The organism is Vibrio sp. LaRot3 (assembly GCF_027587025.1).
In the GTDB taxonomy this organism is placed as follows: Bacteria; Pseudomonadota; Gammaproteobacteria; order Enterobacterales; family Vibrionaceae; genus Vibrio.
On sequence record NZ_JAPPTI010000005.1, the window covers coordinates 203,242 to 221,720 of the forward strand.

General features: G+C 45.8%; 17 protein-coding genes. 12 read left to right on the plus strand and 5 right to left on the minus strand.

Annotation, left to right across the window (positions count from 1 at the left end; all coding sequences use genetic code 11):
* The first annotated feature begins 85 nt into the window (after window positions 1-85).
* Window positions 86-625 carry a replication initiation negative regulator SeqA gene (seqA, locus tag OH461_RS12810; RefSeq protein ID WP_270021002.1) on the plus strand — a complete coding sequence of 180 codons (540 nt, stop codon included), beginning with the start codon at window positions 86-88 and terminating at the stop codon, window positions 623-625.
* Between the two features lie 119 nt (window positions 626-744).
* A complete protein-coding gene (gene pgm, locus OH461_RS12815) occupies window positions 745-2,391 on the plus strand; it encodes a phosphoglucomutase (alpha-D-glucose-1,6-bisphosphate-dependent) (RefSeq protein ID WP_270021003.1) in 1,647 nt (548 codons plus the stop codon).
* Window positions 2,392-2,451: 60 nt separating this feature from the next.
* On the opposite strand, the gene OH461_RS12820 is transcribed toward pgm, so the two are convergent.
* Window positions 2,452-3,210 carry a DUF1853 family protein gene (locus OH461_RS12820; protein WP_270021004.1) on the minus strand — a complete coding sequence of 253 codons (759 nt, stop codon included), beginning with the start codon at window positions 3,208-3,210 and terminating at the stop codon, window positions 2,452-2,454.
* An 80-nt stretch (window positions 3,211-3,290) separates the two neighbouring features.
* Here OH461_RS12820 and OH461_RS12825 point away from each other — a divergent pair, with 80 nt between their 5' ends.
* Window positions 3,291-4,049, plus strand: coding sequence for a Nif3-like dinuclear metal center hexameric protein (locus OH461_RS12825; RefSeq protein ID WP_270021005.1), 759 nt, complete (start codon window positions 3,291-3,293; stop codon window positions 4,047-4,049).
* Between the two features lie 69 nt (window positions 4,050-4,118).
* Here OH461_RS12825 and OH461_RS12830 read toward each other — a convergent pair whose 3' ends face one another.
* The gene (locus OH461_RS12830; RefSeq protein ID WP_260259590.1) at window positions 4,119-5,408 is read right to left on the minus strand and encodes a citrate synthase; all 1,290 of its coding nucleotides are present in this window, start codon (window positions 5,406-5,408) and stop codon (window positions 4,119-4,121) included.
* A gap of 394 nt (window positions 5,409-5,802) precedes the next feature.
* Between OH461_RS12830 and sdhC the strand changes: the two genes are divergently transcribed.
* The 8 genes from sdhC to sucD all read left to right on the plus strand — a co-directional run bounded on the left by sdhC (window position 5,803) and on the right by sucD (window position 15,435).
* Complete coding sequence (gene sdhC / locus OH461_RS12835) at window positions 5,803-6,195, plus strand: succinate dehydrogenase cytochrome b556 subunit (protein ID WP_270021006.1); 393 nt, start codon at window positions 5,803-5,805, stop codon at window positions 6,193-6,195.
* Window positions 6,189-6,533, plus strand: coding sequence for a succinate dehydrogenase, hydrophobic membrane anchor protein (gene sdhD / locus OH461_RS12840; RefSeq protein ID WP_270021007.1), 345 nt, complete (start codon window positions 6,189-6,191; stop codon window positions 6,531-6,533). The genes sdhC and sdhD overlap by 7 nt, the downstream gene beginning before the upstream one ends.
* Window positions 6,534-8,300 (plus strand): succinate dehydrogenase flavoprotein subunit, encoded by a 1,767-nt coding sequence (sdhA, locus tag OH461_RS12845; protein WP_270021008.1) that lies wholly within the window; start codon window positions 6,534-6,536, stop codon window positions 8,298-8,300.
* 15 nt (window positions 8,301-8,315) lie between these two features.
* Window positions 8,316-9,026, plus strand: coding sequence for a succinate dehydrogenase iron-sulfur subunit (locus OH461_RS12850; protein WP_270021009.1), 711 nt, complete (start codon window positions 8,316-8,318; stop codon window positions 9,024-9,026).
* A 97-nt stretch (window positions 9,027-9,123) separates the two neighbouring features.
* Window positions 9,124-11,964, plus strand: coding sequence for a 2-oxoglutarate dehydrogenase E1 component (gene sucA / locus OH461_RS12855; RefSeq protein ID WP_270021010.1), 2,841 nt, complete (start codon window positions 9,124-9,126; stop codon window positions 11,962-11,964).
* A gap of 27 nt (window positions 11,965-11,991) precedes the next feature.
* Window positions 11,992-13,197, plus strand: a complete 1,206-nt coding sequence (gene odhB, locus OH461_RS12860; RefSeq protein WP_270021011.1) for a 2-oxoglutarate dehydrogenase complex dihydrolipoyllysine-residue succinyltransferase — start codon at window positions 11,992-11,994, stop codon at window positions 13,195-13,197.
* Between the two features lie 199 nt (window positions 13,198-13,396).
* The gene (gene sucC, locus OH461_RS12865) at window positions 13,397-14,563 is read left to right on the plus strand and encodes an ADP-forming succinate--CoA ligase subunit beta (protein ID WP_270021012.1); all 1,167 of its coding nucleotides are present in this window, start codon (window positions 13,397-13,399) and stop codon (window positions 14,561-14,563) included.
* Window positions 14,563-15,435, plus strand: coding sequence for a succinate--CoA ligase subunit alpha (sucD, locus tag OH461_RS12870; RefSeq protein ID WP_270021013.1), 873 nt, complete (start codon window positions 14,563-14,565; stop codon window positions 15,433-15,435). The genes sucC and sucD overlap by 1 nt, the downstream gene beginning before the upstream one ends.
* A 58-nt stretch (window positions 15,436-15,493) precedes the next feature.
* On the opposite strand, the gene OH461_RS12875 is transcribed toward sucD, so the two are convergent.
* Window positions 15,494-15,778: a hypothetical protein gene (locus tag OH461_RS12875; protein WP_270021014.1), complete on the minus strand. Its 285-nt coding sequence runs from the start codon at window positions 15,776-15,778 to the stop codon at window positions 15,494-15,496.
* A gap of 876 nt (window positions 15,779-16,654) precedes the next feature.
* On the opposite strand from OH461_RS12875, the gene OH461_RS12880 reads away from it, so the two are divergent.
* A complete protein-coding gene (locus OH461_RS12880; protein WP_270021015.1) occupies window positions 16,655-17,173 on the plus strand; it encodes a GNAT family N-acetyltransferase in 519 nt (172 codons plus the stop codon).
* On the opposite strand, the gene OH461_RS12885 is transcribed toward OH461_RS12880, so the two are convergent.
* Together OH461_RS12885 and OH461_RS12890 are read right to left on the minus strand one after the other, a co-directional pair.
* On the minus strand, window positions 17,121-17,420 hold the full coding sequence (locus OH461_RS12885; protein ID WP_260259579.1) for a DUF3301 domain-containing protein: 300 nt from the start codon (window positions 17,418-17,420) through the stop codon (window positions 17,121-17,123). The two genes, OH461_RS12880 and OH461_RS12885, sit on opposite strands and share 53 nt — an antisense overlap.
* Window positions 17,421-17,439: 19 nt before the next feature.
* Window positions 17,440-18,477 carry a DUF3549 family protein gene (locus OH461_RS12890; protein WP_270021016.1) on the minus strand — a complete coding sequence of 346 codons (1,038 nt, stop codon included), beginning with the start codon at window positions 18,475-18,477 and terminating at the stop codon, window positions 17,440-17,442.
* Window positions 18,478-18,479 lie beyond the last annotated feature (2 nt).

Sequence of the window (18,479 nt, forward strand, 5' to 3'; positions counted from 1 at the left end):
ATTCGTGACTGGTTTAACGTAGAGTCTGAGACAAGATCTCGTTATAATCGTCACAGAGTTTAAACATAGAGATTGTGAAAAGCGAATGAAAACAATTGAGGTTGATGAGGATCTATACCGTTACATCGCAAGCCAAACCCAACATATTGGCGAGAGCGCGTCAGATATTTTACGTCGTTTATTGGCGGTAGATGCGAACCTTCAAGAAACTCCACAGCAATCTAGCCCACAACCTCAAGGGGTAGTGGTCAGCAAGGATGCCGTGAAAGATGTACAAGTTGATGGCGTAAAAGAGATGCGAACTTTACTGATTTCAGACGAGTTTGCAGGCCTTAAGAAAGCCATTGATCGTTTTATGCTTGTTTTATCTACTCTGCACCGCATTGATCCTGAGAGTTTCTCAGAAGCGACTCAAGTCAAAGGTCGTAAACGTGTTTACTTTGCAGATAACGAGCAAACCCTATTAGAGAATGGCAATACGACTAAACCTAAAGCTATTCCTGCTTCTCCATTCTGGGTTATCACTAATAATAACACCAGTCGCAAGAGACAAATGGTTGATCAACTTATGGAAAGGATGAGCTTCCCTAGCGACTTAATCGAGAAAGTGATTAACTCCATCTAACGTCAAATACCTGACCTCATAATCTGGCTTACTCCGAGTTATGAGGTTTTTTTTATGCCGATATTTTATGGCTTGTTGCTGATCGTTATCGGTAATTTAAATTTAGAAAGGATGTCAACATGGCTATGCACCCACGCGCTGGACAAAAGGCCCAGCAACAGGATTTGCACAATATTCCTGTGTTAGTTTCCAACTACTTCTTACTGCAACCCGATCCAACAAACCCTGCGCATAACGTCGCGTTTGGCACGTCTGGCCATCGTGGTACTGCAGATAAGTCGACCTTTAACGAAAACCATATTTTGGCTATCGCGCAAGCTATTGCTGAAGTAAGAGAAGAAAAAGGGGTTAAAGGTCCTCTGTTTGTCGGTAAAGACACCCACGCACTATCTGAACCCGCTTTCGCAAGTGTGGTCGAAGTTCTGATCGCTAATGGCGTAAAAGTCATTGTTCAGCAAGAGAGTGGTTATACGCCAACGCCGGGTGTGTCGCATGCAATCCTGACTTACAACCTACAGCACCAAGATAAAGCTGACGGTATCGTAATTACTCCATCACATAACCCACCACAAGATGGCGGTATTAAATACAACCCAACTCATGGTGGCCCTGCAGAAGATGCACTGACTAAAGCGATTGAAAATCGTGCGAATGTGGTTATCGCAGAAGGTCTACAGGGTGTGAAGCGTCTTCCTTTAGCCGAGGCAAAAGCATCAGAGTTGTTTGTCGAGCTGGATCTGGTTAAGCCGTACATTGATGACTTGGTTAACGTTATCGATATGGAAGCGATTCAAAAAGCGAACCTTAAGATTGGTGTTGATCCTCTTGGTGGCAGCGGTATTGATTACTGGCGTCAAATCGCTAAGGCATACAATTTAGACCTTACACTCGTGAGCGAAGCGATTGATCCAAGCTTCCAGTTCATGTCTTTAGACAAAGATGGTGTGGTTCGTATGGACTGTTCATCACCTTATGCTATGGCTGGGCTTCTTGCTCTGAAAGATGACTATGATTTGGCGTTTGGTAATGACCCAGACTACGATCGCCACGGTATTGTGACGCCAAAAGGTTTGATGAACCCGAACCATTTCCTGGCCGTTTGTATTGATTACCTATACCGTCATCGTGAAGGTTGGGGTAAAGACGTTGCGGTAGGTAAGACGCTCGTATCTAGCGCGTTAATCGATCGTGTTGTGGCGGACCTAGGTCGTGAGCTTTGTGAAGTACCTGTGGGCTTTAAGTGGTTTGTTGATGGCCTCTATTCAGGTAAGTTTGGTTTCGGCGGCGAAGAGAGCGCAGGCGCATCATTCTTACGTAAAGATGGTACGCCTTGGTCAACGGATAAAGATGGCATCATTCTTTGTCTACTCGCGGCAGAAATTACCGCAGTGACGGGTAAGAACCCACAGCAATATTATGAAGAACTTGCTGCGAAACATGGTGAGTCTAAGTACAATCGTATTCAGGCAGTGGCGAATGGCCCACAAAAAGATGTGTTGAAGAAGCTTTCTCCTGAGATGGTTTCTGCTGATACATTAGCTGGCGATGCGATTACTGCTCGTTTGACTCATGCGCCAGGCAATGGTGCGGCGATTGGTGGCCTGAAAGTGACCACGGAAAATGGTTGGTTTGCGGCGCGTCCGTCAGGCACAGAAGATATTTACAAAATCTACTGTGAGAGCTTTAAAGGCGAAGAGCACTTGAAATTGATTGAGAAAGAAGCTCAAGAGATTGTAAATCAAGTGTTTGCTGATGCTGGCTTGTAATTAATAGCCATATATAGCTGAAAAGGGCTGATGTGATAACATCAGCCCTTTTTTATGGGGTTAGGTTTTGTTGTTTGGCCAGCTTTCCGGGACGATAAACCAAAATTGCCCATCTTCGGTTTGGGCATGGATAAATCGTTCACTGCTTGGTTCGATAGGCTGTGAGAAATCATCAGTACCAATCGCCCACTGAGGTTTAGTTAAAGGGAAAAGCGGTTTACCAATTTGGCTAGTTTGATGGAAGTAGCACCAATAACCGTTAATCTGTGTTTGGTTTAGCGGGTAGTCTAAGCAGTGCGTTGGTATTTCTTCGTCACTAAAAGGGTTAGTGTACAAGCGCCCTTGCATTAGCAAGCGCTGGCTCGCTATCGCCATATTGGGGTAGGCACTTTTGAATGCTTGAGTCGACGACATGCTGAGTTGGTGGGTTAGCATTCTATCCAGTTTCTTATCCAACTGGTCATGCGCATTGGGGCCATACCAAATCCCGTCTTTGAGTAGATAGAACTTGATTGCAACTTCCCAATGTTCAAGCTGGTGGCTCGTGAGATTATTAACAATCAAATCGATCGCGCCTAGCGTTCTTCCATTCTCGGATAATTGCACTTCTTCTAGCTCAATGGCGTAATGTTCATCTCTTTTGAATATTTCGGTACATAGGTGTTGAAAGAGAAATCCTAGTCGAGAGTTTCCTTGGTATTTTGCATTACTGGAGATTGCTTTAGTGTTAAAGCTGGAAAAATCACTGAATGGCGCCTCGGAGGTGATGAGGTTGGGGGCTGTGCGTACCCAGTGATCAAATTTTTGCAGATTATCCATTGGCGATCGAACTCGTTCGTTTCACTTTGATGATTGAAATTGGTATAACAGCGCTAACCATCAGCATACTGGAAAGTCAGATGAACAATCTACAATTGGAAAAGATTTTAAACGACAAGTTGTCTCCGCAACTGATTAAAGATTACAGCCCAAATGGCCTACAGGTGGAAGGTCAATCGGAAGTTAAGAAAATCGTCACTGGGGTGACGGCCTCTCAAGCTTTGATTGATCAAGCTATTGCATTGGGGGCGGATACGCTATTAGTTCATCATGGTTACTTTTGGAAAGGCGAGCCAGAGCCAATTCGTGGTATGAAAGGTAAACGTATTCGTAGCCTAATCAAACATGATATTAATCTTTTGGGCTACCACCTGCCGCTGGATATTCACCCTGAGCTCGGTAATAACGCAGAGCTTGCACGTTTACTCGAGATAGAGGTAGAGGGTGGTTTAGAAGGCCACGCCCAGTCTGTCGCCATGTACGGGCGTTTAAAGCAGCCTGTAACCGGCGCTGAGCTAGCGAAAAGAATTGATTCAGTGCTGAACCGCGCTCCGCTTCATATTACGCCAGACAACGCGGACAAGCTGATTGAAACGGTAGGTTGGTGTACAGGTGGTGGTCAAGATTACATTGAGTTGGCTGCGCAAAATGGTTTGGATGCGTTCATTTCAGGTGAAATCTCTGAACGCACCACATACAGCGCGAGAGAACAAGACATTCATTACTTTGCAGCCGGTCACCATGCAACAGAGCGCTACGGTATTAAGGCGTTAGGTGAGTGGTTAGCTGAGCAACATGGGTTAGATGTCACTTTCATTGATATCGATAATCCAGTGTAGATAGTGTAAAGCAGAAATAAAAAAGGTTGACCAATGGTCAACCTTTTTCGCTTATTGAACTGTTAAAGCTTATTCACGTTCGTGGATAGGCTTAAATGTGCGCTGCTGCTCACCGGTGTATAGCTGGCGAGGGCGACCGATACGGTTTGCAGGATCACTGTGCATTTCGTTCCAGTGTGCAATCCAACCAATAGTACGCGACATTGCGAAGATAACCGTAAACATAGAAACAGGAATACCAATCGCTTTTAGAATGATACCTGAGTAGAAGTCGACATTCGGGTACAGTTTCTTCTCAACGAAGTATTCGTCAGACAACGCAATACGCTCTAACTCCATTGCTACATCAAGCAGTGGATCTTTGATGTTCAGCTCAGACAATACTTCATGACATGCTTCACGCATTACTGTTGCGCGTGGGTCGTAGTTTTTGTAAACACGGTGACCAAAGCCCATTAGGCGGAATGGGTCATCCTTGTCTTTTGCTTTAGCAACATATTCTTCAATCTTATCTACGCTGCCAATTTCTTCCAGCATACGCAGACACGCTTCGTTTGCACCGCCATGTGCTGGCCCCCATAGTGACGCGATACCTGCTGCAATACAGGCGAATGGGTTTGCACCAGATGAGCCTGCTAGACGCACAGTTGACGTTGATGCGTTTTGCTCATGGTCTGCATGTAGAGTAAAGATTTTGTCCATCGCACGAGCGACAACAGGGTTCACTTCATACTCTTCACAAGGATTTGCGAACATCATGTGTAGGAAGTTTTCTGCGTAGTTGAGGTCATTGCGAGGGTAGATGAAAGGCTGGCCAATAGAGTACTTGTAACACATGGCAGCCAATGTCGGCATTTTTGATAGCAGACGGTATGCAGCGATCTCTCGGTGAGAGTCGTTGTTGATATCAAGTGAATCGTGGTAGAAGGCCGCCAATGCGCCAACCACGCCACACATAACTGCCATTGGGTGTGCATCACGACGGAAGCCGTGGAAGAAGCTAGCGATTTGCTCATGCACCATGGTATGGCGAGTTACTGTTGTTTTGAATTGCTCGTACTGCTCACGAGTTGGGGCTTCACCGTAAAGAAGGATATAACAGACTTCTAAATAATCAGCGTTATTTGCTAATTGATCGATTGGAAAACCGCGATGGAGAAGAACACCTTTCGCTCCGTCGATGTAGGTGATTTGGGATTCACAAGATGCAGTGGCAAGAAAACCTGGGTCAAAAGTGAAAAATCCGTTTGCTCCCAGTTTACGAACGTCAATTACTTGTGGGCCAATAGTCCCGTCCATAATTGGCAGCTCGATTGGTGCTTTACCTTCAATATGAAGGGTCGCATTCTTATCCGCCATAACAATCTCCTTTGTTTATTATTTAATCCATCCAGGATGTTTGTGTGCCATTTTTGTACGTCTGTTCGTTAATAAAGTCAATTTTTCTCCTCTGATGTGTGCACTTGTTATTATTTTTTATGCCCATAAAGTTAAAAATATGTTCTGTGTAGCAAAAATTGTTACACTAATTGTATTAGAATGTTGCCAATCGTATAGTGGCGATGTGAAATTTGGGAGAAACCTAATAAATTCAAGGCTTGAAAGAATTAATGACTGCTTTTTCAAGAACTGATTTTAACATTTTACTTACAATTAACCTGTCCAATTTGACCTGTTTTTGTTGATTAAATGTTTTGTTTTATGGGTTTGCGACTAAATTTCGTTAATAACTATAAATGCTCTAGTGAGCTGAGTGAGCAAGCCCGTGAAAGAAAGAAAGTCAAGACCTGTTAATTTAGACTTGCGGACCATACGCTTTCCGATCACCGCTATCGCATCCATATTACATCGTGTATCGGGTGTGATTACGTTCGTGTCGATCGGTATTTTGCTATGGCTGCTATCCCTATCTCTGTCGTCCCCTGTTGGTTTTATGAAAGCTGTCGATATCGTTGACGGTTGGTTCGTTACCTTCATTTTATGGGGCGTTCTTACCGCTCTAGCCTATCATATTGTAGGTGGTGTTCGTCACCTTCTCATGGATATGGGTTATTTTGAGGAGCTAGACACTGGCGCGATGAGCGCTAAAGTCTCGTTCGGAGCAACCGCCGTATTATCTGTTCTCGCGGGGGTACTGGTATGGTAAAAAACATTTCATCATTCGGTCGTAATGGTGTTCACGATTTCCTACTGATTCGTGCATCAGCCATCATTATGACTCTTTACACGATCTATCTGGTGAGCTTTTGTGCGTTCACAGATATTTCTTACGCATCTTGGACCCAGTTTTTTGATGGAACCTTTACCAAAGCGTTCACTATGTTGGCGCTAACTTGCGTGTTGATCCACGCATGGATTGGTTTGTGGCAGGTTCTGACTGATTACATTAAGCACACGATGCTTCGTGGTGCGCTGCAAGTCGGTATCGTAGCTCTATTGTTGGGTTACTTCTTCTCTGGTCTGTTTATTTTGTGGGGTGCGTAAGTGTCTATTCCAGTTCGTGAATTCGATGCCGTAGTAATCGGCGCAGGTGGTGCAGGCATGCGTGCCGCGCTGCAAATTTCAGAGCAGGGCCTAACTTGTGCCTTGTTATCTAAAGTATTTCCAACTCGTTCTCATACTGTATCTGCTCAGGGTGGTATTACCGTAGCCTTAGGTAACTCTCACGAAGATGATTGGCAGTGGCACATGTACGATACCGTAAAAGGTTCTGACTACATTGGCGACCAAAATGCCATTGAGTACATGTGTAAGAACGGTCCAGAATCCGTGATTGAACTAGAGAAGATGGGGTTACCGTTTTCTCGTTTTGACAATGGTACGATTTATCAACGCCCATTTGGTGGTCAGTCGAAACAGTTTGGTGGTGAACAGGCTGCACGTACTGCGGCGGCGGCTGACCGTACAGGTCACGCACTTCTTCATACTCTCTACCAACAAAACGTTAAGCACAAAACCACCATTTTCTCTGAATGGTACGCGTTAGATATGGTGAAAAACCAAGATGGCGCCATTATGGGCTGTACTGCGATTTGTATGGAATCAGGCGAAATCTGTTACTTCAAATCGAAAGCAACCATCCTTGCAACCGGCGGTGCTGGCCGTATTTACGCTTCTACCACTAACGCGCACATTAATACGGGCGATGGTGTGGGTATGGCGCTACGTGCGGGCGTACCGATGCAAGATATGGAAATGTGGCAGTTCCACCCAACGGGCATCGCAGGTGCTGGTGTATTGGTAACAGAAGGTTGTCGTGGTGAAGGTGGTTACCTGTTAAATAAAGACGGTGAGCGCTTTATGGAACGTTACGCGCCGAATGCTAAAGACTTGGCTGGTCGTGACGTGGTTGCTCGTTCAATGATGATCGAAATCCGTGAAGGTCGCGGTTGTGATGGCCCGTGGGGTCCACACATTAAGCTTAAGATGGACCATTTGGGCAAAGATGTTCTTGAGTCTCGTCTACCGGGTATCTGTGAACTATCACGTACTTTTGCTCACGTTGACCCAGTCAAAGAGCCGATTCCGGTTATTCCAACCTGTCACTACATGATGGGCGGCGTACCGACGCAAGTTTCTGGTCAAGCGATTAAACAACTGGCTGATGGCAGTGAGGCGGAAGTTCAAGGCCTATACGCTTGTGGTGAGATTGCTTCTGTATCTGTACATGGTGCAAACCGCTTAGGTGGTAACTCACTACTTGATTTAGTGGTATTTGGTCGAGCGACGGGTCTACACCTAGGTGAAACCTTAGCTGCGCAAGCGGAAGCTCGTCCGGCAACAGAATCAGACATTGAAGCGTCACTGGCGCGCACAATGCGCTGGGAAAACAGCACCAGCGGTGAAGACCCAGCAGTTATCCGTAAAGATCTGCAAACTTGTATGCAAAATAGCTTCTCGGTATTCCGTGAAGGCGATGCAATGGCAACTGGCCTAGAAGAGCTTAAAGTGATTCGTGAGCGTCTAAAAGAAGCGCACCTTTCTGATAAGTCTTCTGAGTTCAACACGCAACGCATTGAGTGTTTAGAACTTGATAACTTAATGGAAACGGCATTCTCTACTGCGGTTGCAGCAAACTACCGTACAGAGAGTCGCGGCGCACACGCTCGATTTGATTACCCAGATCGTGATGACGAGCAGTGGCTATGTCACTCTATTTACAATCCTGAAACAGAACAGATGAGTAAGCGTGATGTGAACATGACTCCTGTGCATCGTGACGCTTTCCCACCGAAAGTTCGTACATACTAAGAGGAGGACAAGACTATGAAACTGAACTTCTCTTTGTATCGCTACAATCCGGATCTCGATGACAAGCCTTATATGAAGGACTACATTCTTGAGGTAGATGAAGGCTCTGACATGATGGTGTTGGATGCGCTGATTCTGCTTAAAGAGCAAGATCCAACGATTGCGTTTCGTCGTTCTTGCCGAGAAGGGGTTTGTGGCTCTGATGGTTTGAATATGAATGGTAAGAATGGCTTGGCATGTATAACGCCATTGTCTGCTTTACAAGGTAAGCAGATTGTCATTCGCCCACTGCCGGGATTACCTGTAATTCGCGATCTTATCGTTGACATGACACAGTTCTATGATAACTATGCGAAAGTAAAACCATTCTTGATTTCAGACGGTGCGCTGCCACCGTCGCGCGAGAATTTACAAGCGCCGGATGAGCGTGCTCATCTTGATGGATTATACGAATGTATCATGTGCGCATGTTGTACAACATCGTGTCCATCTTTCTGGTGGAATCCAGATAAATTTATCGGCCCTGCAGGTTTGTTAGCAGCGTATCGATGGCTGATTGATAGCCGTGATACAGCCACAGATGAACGATTATCAGATCTTGATGACGCATTTAGCGTTTTTCGTTGCCACGGCATCATGAATTGTGTAAGTGTTTGTCCTAAAGGGTTAAATCCGACAAAAGCGATTGGCCATATTAAGAGTATGTTGGTTAATCGTTCGGTTTAAAGATACATAAAATTGCCGGTGTTCAGGTGAGCATCGGCTCTTATAAGTGCGGCATAGACCGCAATAAAAACGTGAAAACTACTGGTTAAGGGAAAATATGCACAACGGCGTGATGAAGGCATGGCTCGAGTCTTCACACTTGGCTGGCGCCAATGCAACATACGTAGAAGACCTCTACGAACTGTATCTAAGTGATCCCGACCTGGTAAGTGAGGAGTGGATTCGTGTTTTTGAAGGTTTGCCCAAGCCTTCACAAGAGGTGATTGAACAGCCTCATTCACGTGTCCGTGATTACTTCCGTCGACTCGCCCAAGAAACTAAGCATTATAGCGTTCAAGTCAGTGACCCAGATGTCGATGCTAAACAAGTAAAAGTTCTTCAGTTAATCAATGCGTACCGATTCCGCGGTCACGAAGCTGCAGAACTTGATCCCCTCGGTCTATGGAACCGCCCTCCGGTGGCTGAATTAGATCCCGCATTCCACAATCTCACCGAAGATGACTTCGAAGAAACGTTCAATGTCGGTTCATTTGCGATCGGTCAAGAGACCATGCAACTGAAAGACATCTACGCGGCATTGAAGAAAACTTACTGTGGTTCGATTGGTGCAGAGTACATGCACATGACGGATACAGAGCAAAAACGTTGGATTCAGCAACGTTTAGAATCTGTGGTCGGTCAGCCATCGTTCACTTCTGAAGAAAAGCGTGAGTTTCTTGAAGAGTTAACGGCTGCAGAAGGTCTAGAGCGTTACTTGGGTGCTAAGTTCCCAGGGGCAAAACGTTTCTCACTAGAAGGTGGTGATGCTCTTATCCCAATGACCAAAGAATTGATTCGTCATGCTGGTAAAAACGGCATGCGCGAAGTGGTGATTGGTATGGCCCACCGTGGTCGCCTTAACATGTTGGTTAACGTGTTGGGTAAGAAACCACAAGACTTGTTTGATGAATTTGCCGGTAAGCACGATGAAACGTGGGGTACGGGCGATGTTAAATATCACCAAGGTTTCTCAGCAGACTTTGCAACGCCCGGTGGTGATGTTCACTTAGCCTTGGCGTTTAACCCATCTCACCTTGAGATTGTGAACCCTGTGGTTATTGGTTCGGTACGTGCCCGTCAAGACCGCTTAGGTGACAGACAAGGCGATACTGTATTGCCAATCACCATTCACGGTGACTCAGCCATCGCGGGTCAGGGTGTTGTGGCTGAAACGTTTAACATGTCTCAGGCGCGTGGCTTCCAAGTAGGTGGCACGGTTCGTATCGTAGTCAATAACCAAGTTGGCTTTACGACGTCAAACCCTCGTGACACTCGTTCGACCATGTACTGTACCGATATCGCGAAGATGGTACAGGCACCGATTTTCCACGTTAACTCAGACGATCCAGAAGCCGTAGCATTCGTTACACGTATTGCTCTGGATTACCGTAATGAGTTTAAGCGTGATGTTGTGATTGATTTGGTATGTTACCGCCGTCATGGCCACAACGAAGCTGATGAGCCAAATGCAACTCAGCCTCTGATGTATCAGAAAATTAAGAAACACCCAACACCTCGTAAGCTTTATGCCGACGTATTGATTGAGCGTGGTGACTACGATATCGAAGTTGCAACTCAGTTGGTGAACGAATACCGCGATGCGCTTGATCGTGGTGAAGTTGTGGTGAAAGAGTGGCGCCCGATGGCTCTGCACTCAGTGGACTGGTCGCCATACATTGGCCATGATTGGGATGCGGAATGGGATAGCACTTTTGATCGTGAGCGTTTAGCTGAACTTGGCAACCGTCTGTGCCAATACCCAGATAGCCACAAGCTACAAAGCCGTGTAAATAAACTCTACAACGACCGTATCTCGATGATGAATGGCGAGAAGGATGTTGACTGGGGCATGGCGGAAACGTTGGCTTACGCGACGCTGGTGGATGACGGTAAACGAATTCGTATTTCTGGTCAGGATTCTGGTCGTGGTACGTTCTTCCATCGTCACTCAGTACTGCATAACCAATCGGATGCGAGCACTTACATTCCATTGGCGAACATTCATGACAAACAAGGTCCATTCCAAGTCTTTGACTCAGTTCTGTCTGAAGAGGCGGTATTGGCGTTTGAATATGGCTACGCAACCGCAGAGCCAAGTGGCTTGACCATTTGGGAAGCGCAATTTGGTGATTTCGCCAACGGCGCACAAGTGGTGATTGACCAATTTATCTCATCAGGTGAGCAAAAATGGAACCGCCTATGTGGTTTAACCATGCTGCTTCCACACGGTTATGAAGGCCAAGGCCCAGAGCACTCGTCTGCTCGTCTAGAGCGCTACCTCCAGCTTTGTGCTGAACAAAACATGCAAGTTGTTGTGCCATCGACGCCTGCACAGGTTTACCACATGATTCGTCGTCAGGTGGTTCGCCCGATGCGTCGTCCACTTATTGTGATGTCTCCTAAGTCACTGCTTCGTCATCCACTGTGTACTTCTAAGCTAGAAGACCTTACCGATGGCAACTTCCAAGCTGCAATTGGTGAAGTCGACGATCTAGATGCAAGCCAAGTGAAGCGCGTGGTGTTCTGTTCAGGTAAGGTTTATTACGACTTACTAGAGACGCGCAGAAATAATGAGCAAACTGATGTAGCGATTGTTCGTATCGAGCAGCTATACCCATTCCCTCTAGAAGAGGTGAAAGCGGCGATAGCTCCGTTTACCAACGTTGAAGACTTCGTATGGTGTCAAGAAGAACCACAAAACCAAGGTGCTTGGTATTCTAGCCAACACAATTTCCGAGCTGGAATTCCAGCCGGCGCTGATTTGAAGTATGCGGGACGCCCAGCCTCAGCTTCGCCAGCCGTTGGTTACATGTCGGTTCACTTGAAACAACAAAAAGCGTTAATTGAAGACGCATTGACGATTAGTTCTGATGTAGCAGACGCTAATACCTCGAATTAAGAACTAGAAGCATAAGGAAGATAGAAAATGACAATTGAAATTCTGGTTCCAGACTTACCTGAATCAGTCGCCGACGCAACTGTTGCCACTTGGCACAAACAACCGGGTGAAGCGGTTGAGCGTGATGAGGTGTTGGTAGACATCGAAACAGATAAAGTTGTGCTAGAAGTGCCGGCTCCAGAAGCGGGCGTACTTGAAGCCATTATCGAACAAGAAGGTGCAACTGTACTTTCGAAACAATTAATCGCTAAGTTGAAGCCGGGTGCAGTCGCAGGTGAACCAACCACGGACAGCACCGAAGAAACTGAAGCGTCTCCAGATAAGCGTCATAAAGCTTCTCTAACAGAAGAGACCAATGATGCACTTAGCCCTGCCGTTCGTCGTTTGATGGCTGAGCATGGCCTAGAAGTGAATCAAGTGAAAGGTTCTGGTGTTGGTGGTCGCATTACTCGTGAAGACGTAGAAGCGCACCTTGCGAATGCGAAACAAGAGCCTAAAGCGGAAGAGCCAGCGGTTGAAGCGCCGGCAGCAGCTCGTAGCCAGAAGCGTGTGCCAATGACTCGCCTACGTAAAACAGTGGCAAACCGTCTGCTTGAGGCGAAAAACAGCACTGCAATGTTGACCACGTTCAACGAAGTAAACATGAAGCCAATCATGGATCTGCGTAAACAATACAAAGATCAGTTCGAAGAGCGTCATGGCATTCGTCTTGGCTTCATGTCTTTCTACGTGAAAGCGGTGACAGAAGCGCTAAAACGTTACCCAGAAGTAAACGCGTCTATTGATGGTGATGACATCGTTTACCACAACTACTTTGATATCAGCATGGCGGTATCCACGCCGCGTGGCCTTGTTACTCCAGTTCTAAAAGACTGTGACACACTAGGCTTTGCCGATATTGAAAAAGGCATCAAAGATCTAGCGATTAAAGGTCGTGATGGCAAATTAACGGTTGATGAGCTAATGGGTGGTAACTTCACCATTACTAATGGCGGTGTATTTGGCTCATTGATGTCTACGCCAATCATTAACCCACCGCAAGCGGCGATTCTTGGTATGCACAAGATTCAAGACCGCCCAATGGCAGTGGATGGCAAAGTTGAAATCTTGCCGATGATGTACCTAGCGCTGTCTTATGATCACCGTTTAATTGATGGTCGTGAGTCAGTGGGCTTCCTAGTAACCATTAAAGAGTTACTTGAAGACCCAGCACGTCTCTTATTAGACGTTTAATATCGCTAAAACGTCGAGTTGCTCCGGTTAACTCGACGTTACTAGCGTCCAAGGCTAGACTAGCTCAACGTCTGGCCTTCAATTTAGCCAAGTGATGTGGCTTTATTTGAGAAGACCCTACAGACGTATAAGCAACACCAAAGTTGCAACGTTATGGAAATAATAAAATCCCTTAAGGGAAAACAAACGGATTATCAAAATGAATTTGCATGAATATCAAGCCAAACAGCTGTTTGCAGAATTCGGATTGCCTGTACCAGAAGGCTACGCTTGTGATACCCCGCAAGAAGCGTTTGAAGCAGCCGGTCGAATCAGCACAGAAAAGAAAGTCGTTAAATGTCAGGTTCACGCAGGTGGACGTGGTAAAGCGGGTGGCGTAGAGCTACACGATACGAAAGATGGTGTTAAAGAATTCGCGCAGAAGTGGCTAGGTAAAAACCTAGTGACATACCAAACAGATGCCAATGGTCAGCCGGTATCTAAAATCCTTGTTGAAGAAGCGTCTAACATCGCTAATGAGCTGTACTTAGGTGCAGTAGTAGACCGTTCAACTCGTCGAATCGTATTTATGGCGTCTACTGAAGGCGGCGTAGAAATTGAAAAAGTAGCGGAAGAAACGCCAGAGCTTATCCACAAAGCCGCGATTGACCCGCTAGTAGGCCCTCAAGCATACCAAGGCCGTGAACTGGCGTTCAAACTTGGTCTTGAAGGCGATCAAATTAAACAGTTCGTTAAGATCTTTATGGGTCTTGGCAATATGTTTGCTCAGTACGATCTTGCTCTACTAGAAATTAACCCACTGGTGATTACTGGTGAAGGCAACCTTCTATGTCTAGATGGTAAGATCAACATCGACTCAAACGCGCTATACCGTCAGCCAAAACTACGTGAAATGCACGATCCATCGCAAGAAGATGAGCGTGAAGCACACGCTGCGCAGTGGGAGCTAAACTACGTTGCTCTTGATGGCAATATTGGCTGTATGGTTAATGGTGCTGGCCTTGCAATGGGTACGATGGATATCGTAAACCTACATGGCGGTCAACCTGCGAACTTTCTAGATGTAGGTGGCGGCGCGACGAAAGAGCGTGTAACTGAAGCATTCAAAATCATTCTTTCAGACTCCAATGTGAAAGCGGTACTGGTTAACATCTTTGGTGGTATCGTTCGCTGTGACCTAATTGCCGATGGCATTATCGGTGCAGTAGAAGAAGTTGGCGTAGAAGTGCCAGTTGTTGTACGTCTTGAAGGTAACAACGCACCACTAGGTTCTCAGAAGCTAGCGGAAAGCGGCCTGAATATCATTGCTGCAAACTCTCTTACTGAAGCAGCACAAAAAGTAGTTGCAGCAGCGGAGGGCAAATAATGTCAGTACTAATTAATAAAGATACTAAAGTTATCTGTCAGGGTTTCACCGGCGGTCAAGGTACGTTCCACTCAGAGCAAGCGATTGATTACGGTACGCAAATGGTGGGTGGTGTGTCACCGGGCAAAGGCGGTCAAACTCACCTAGGTTTGCCAGTGTTTAACACTGTACGTGAAGCGGTAGAAGCAACAGGTGCAACTGCATCAGTTATCTACGTGCCAGCACCTTTCTGTAAAGATGCCATCTTAGAAGCGATTGATGCGGGTATTAAGCTTATCGTTACCATTACCGAAGGTATCCCAACGCTTGATCTACTTGATGTAAAAGTACGCCTAGATGAAGCGGGTGTGGTTATGATTGGTCCTAACTGTCCGGGTGTGATTACGCCTGATGAGTGTAAGATTGGTATCATGCCTGGCCATATCCACAAGAAAGGTAAAGTGGGTATTGTTTCACGCTCAGGTACATTGACTTATGAAGCAGTGAAGCAAACTACCGATGAAGGCTTTGGTCAGTCGACTTGTGTTGGCATCGGCGGTGACCCAATTCCTGGTTCAAACTTCATTGATATCTTAAAGCTGTTCCAAGAAGACCCTGAAACAGAAGCAATCGTCATGATTGGTGAAATCGGTGGTACAGCAGAAGAAGAAGCTGCGGCGTTCATCAAAGATAACGTCACTAAGCCAGTAGTCTCTTACATTGCGGGTGTGACTGCGCCTCCAGGCAAACGTATGGGGCACGCAGGTGCAATCATCTCTGGTGGTAAAGGTACAGCGGAAGACAAATTCGCAGCTTTAGAATCAGCGGGTGTGAAAACCGTTAAGTCTCTAGCAGACATTGGTAAAGGTCTGCGTGAAGTAACGGGTTGGTAGTGACTTCATGCTAATAGACAAAGGCTTGGCGATGCGCCAAGCTTTTTTGTTTTACTGCTTAGTTGAGCTTCGCTTCCAACGCGGCTAAGCGCTGTTTAAGTTCACTCACTTCCTTTTCGAGCTGAGCAATTCGTTCGCCATCAGAGGTAGAGTTTGTCGTGGCTATTTCCACTTTTGGTACGCGCTGGCTACCTTTCCAACTTTTAATTGCAGTAATTAGTGCGGGCATGGGCACTGATGTTGATAAGCGCGCTTTGACTAACGCGACAGTTGGTTCTTTACCTTGAGCGTGGAGCTCAGTAATCACTGCTTCTAGTTCCGCACTGACATCCTTAGTAAGCATTAACAACTCCTTCATTCGCTTATCGGATTACTTGAAGACAATCATACGTCTCAATCCGTCATAAGGCGAATGGTAAAAAAGGCCTTAGCTTGTGAGAGATCGCTTACAAGCCATGTAAGAGAAAGAGAATAGTGATGTCGCCAAATAGCGGAAAATTCTGCCTAAGTAATTGATAAGTAGTTGCTTGTTTCTTTTTTGTTCCTTTGTCTGAAATTTATTTGTGAGCTAGGGCAATTGTTCAGAACAGGGAAAGGAGTAAATTAAACCTTGTCGGACGGATACTGACACGGAATAGGAACCACTAAGGATGTGGATATCTTCAGGAAGAAGATAGTTGATTGGTTAGGAATACCAATTAAGCACGGAACGAGGACTGGGTAGGATACCATCGTTAACAAGGTTGTTAATGAGCAATGGATGCGAAGGACACCTCTAGGATGAGGCAGGACAGCATTAGGACGATGCCAGGGATACCGCTCAAGGAACAAGTGAAGTGCGCTAACGGGGAATGTTAGCTCAAAGGAATTGCAGGACACCGCTAGGATAGCGATGGACGGAATATACTGAAGGATTCAGTAACTATTAAGGAAGATGCATGGAGCACCTTTTAGTGGCTGGATTGCTACGAGTAAGACTATAGCCCCGGTACTCACGTATCGGGGCTTTTCTTATCAAACACATTCTCACAACGACGTCATTGCCCATCTATATAAAAAACTAAAGGGCAGTTATTCGGCTTAATACCAATAAACATAGAGTTATGCTCGTTGGTATCTCTGACTCTCTGTATTCCGGTACAGGGAGATTTTGTGTATACGCTAACCCATGAAAAGCTGTTGTAGCGTGGGTAAGTGGAGTTGTAAGCAAGGAAGTGTTTTGACTATCGTAACCCGCAGAGTGCTATTGGTACCCTACAATGAATCGCTGCAATCAGAGTTTTTAATGCTGAACATCTGTGCGAAGAATCGCGCTGAGATGAATGGCCCTCATACTGTAGCGACCGCTAAACAGCTTTTTCACCGATTGCTTAATGATCATACTTTGTATTCTCGAGCGGTGCTTGATAGCCGCACACGAGAATATATGGGCCATATTTTCTTGAGTGATTTAGATGAAACGCCAGAGCTTGGTTATTTGTTTGATAAGGCTTATTGGGGGCAAGGGTATGCTTCTGAAGCGGTTGGGGCTTTTTTTAATAAGGCAGTGAAAGACTTACGTTTAAGCCGTGTGAAAGCGACATCAAACGTCAGTCACCAAGCCTCAATTAGAATTTTGGAAAAGATCGGTTTTGAAAAGCAACGTCAGCATGACGATGCTTTTGGCCCTTACTTTGAATTCATGTTTACATCCGATGAGGTGGAAGCTGAAAGTGAACGACATGGAATCCCTGCATAATCAGTTCACCTTGATAGTAATCATCCCCAAGTGATGAAAATTCAAATTGATATACAGTATGCCAACGCCAGACTCCGTCTGGCGTTTTTATTTTGTGGCCTTTGAAAGCGACACTTAATAATTGCAGATCTAACTGATCACACTTACGTTTTACCGCCACTTTGGCCAGTTCTGATTGGCGACGCTGTTGCCAGAAAATCATACAAACAAGACTAAGTCCGACAATTGCCAATAAATCACCAATCATAGTGTTATGCTCTATTTGGTTATGACTTCGTTGCTTGCTGCAACTTGATCAATGCGGTGGCCAGCTCTGTAGAGGGAGCTGAGTGCAGTAAAGGTAAAATGACCATACGTAGCTCGGGTAACATGACCAAATCTGCGAATAATTGATTAAACAAAGCTTGGTTGCCGGTTTGAGCTAAACGAAGTAGAAATTGCTCTGCTCGATTAGCATCGGCAAGTAAGTGCCAACAGCGACCTGCAATACCAATCAGTACTTCCTGATGGCTAAGGCGAGGGCTTTGTAAAATTGAATCTAGGATCGGGTTTGCTAATTCAGTATTAGCGCCAGAGAGCGAACGAACTAGCGCCGAGATTAAGAAAAGATCAGGGTCGTCACTATGAATTTGTTGCTCTGCAAGCTCTGAGATACGCTCAGCCAGTTTTTCAGGCAGTTCGGTGTGTTCTAATGCACCTAGTAGGGCGTAAAGAGGCTCGTTAGGTAGGTGCTTGATGGCCTTGCGAACTTGCACACCATTTTGTGAGGTTGAAAGGCGAGCGCAAATATCAGTGATGCCTTGCAAGCCAACGGTTTGCCAATTGTCCCAACCTAAATCACCACTGAAGTAGTGCTGAGCGTGCTCGTAGTATTGGCTACAAGGTAAATCTAGTTTAGCTCGAACTTGGCTATGGAATACCGCCATTTTGTCTTCAGCAGGCTTAAAGGTGTATGGGTTATTGGAGAGTTTTTGTTGCTGCTCTTCGCTCATCTCTTGATTGAGACGAGTGCCCATGGCTTCAACCACATACTTGATGAAGTTACCGATATCCGCTTGTTTTAATAACCCACGCTCGTCTAGCTCGAACTTAAGAAACCAAATCCACGGTTGCTTTGCTTCGTTCCAGTAAGCGATGGCGAGATGTGCTTTACGCTGCAATGGATACGGATAGGCTTGCTGGCCTTTTTCTACATCAGCAAACACATCGTTAGTGATGGTTTTGATTCGTCGACCTAAATCGAAGACTTGATAGTCGCAGCCGCTATTTTTTAGCAATTGGGTAAGGGTATGAATGGTATCCATGG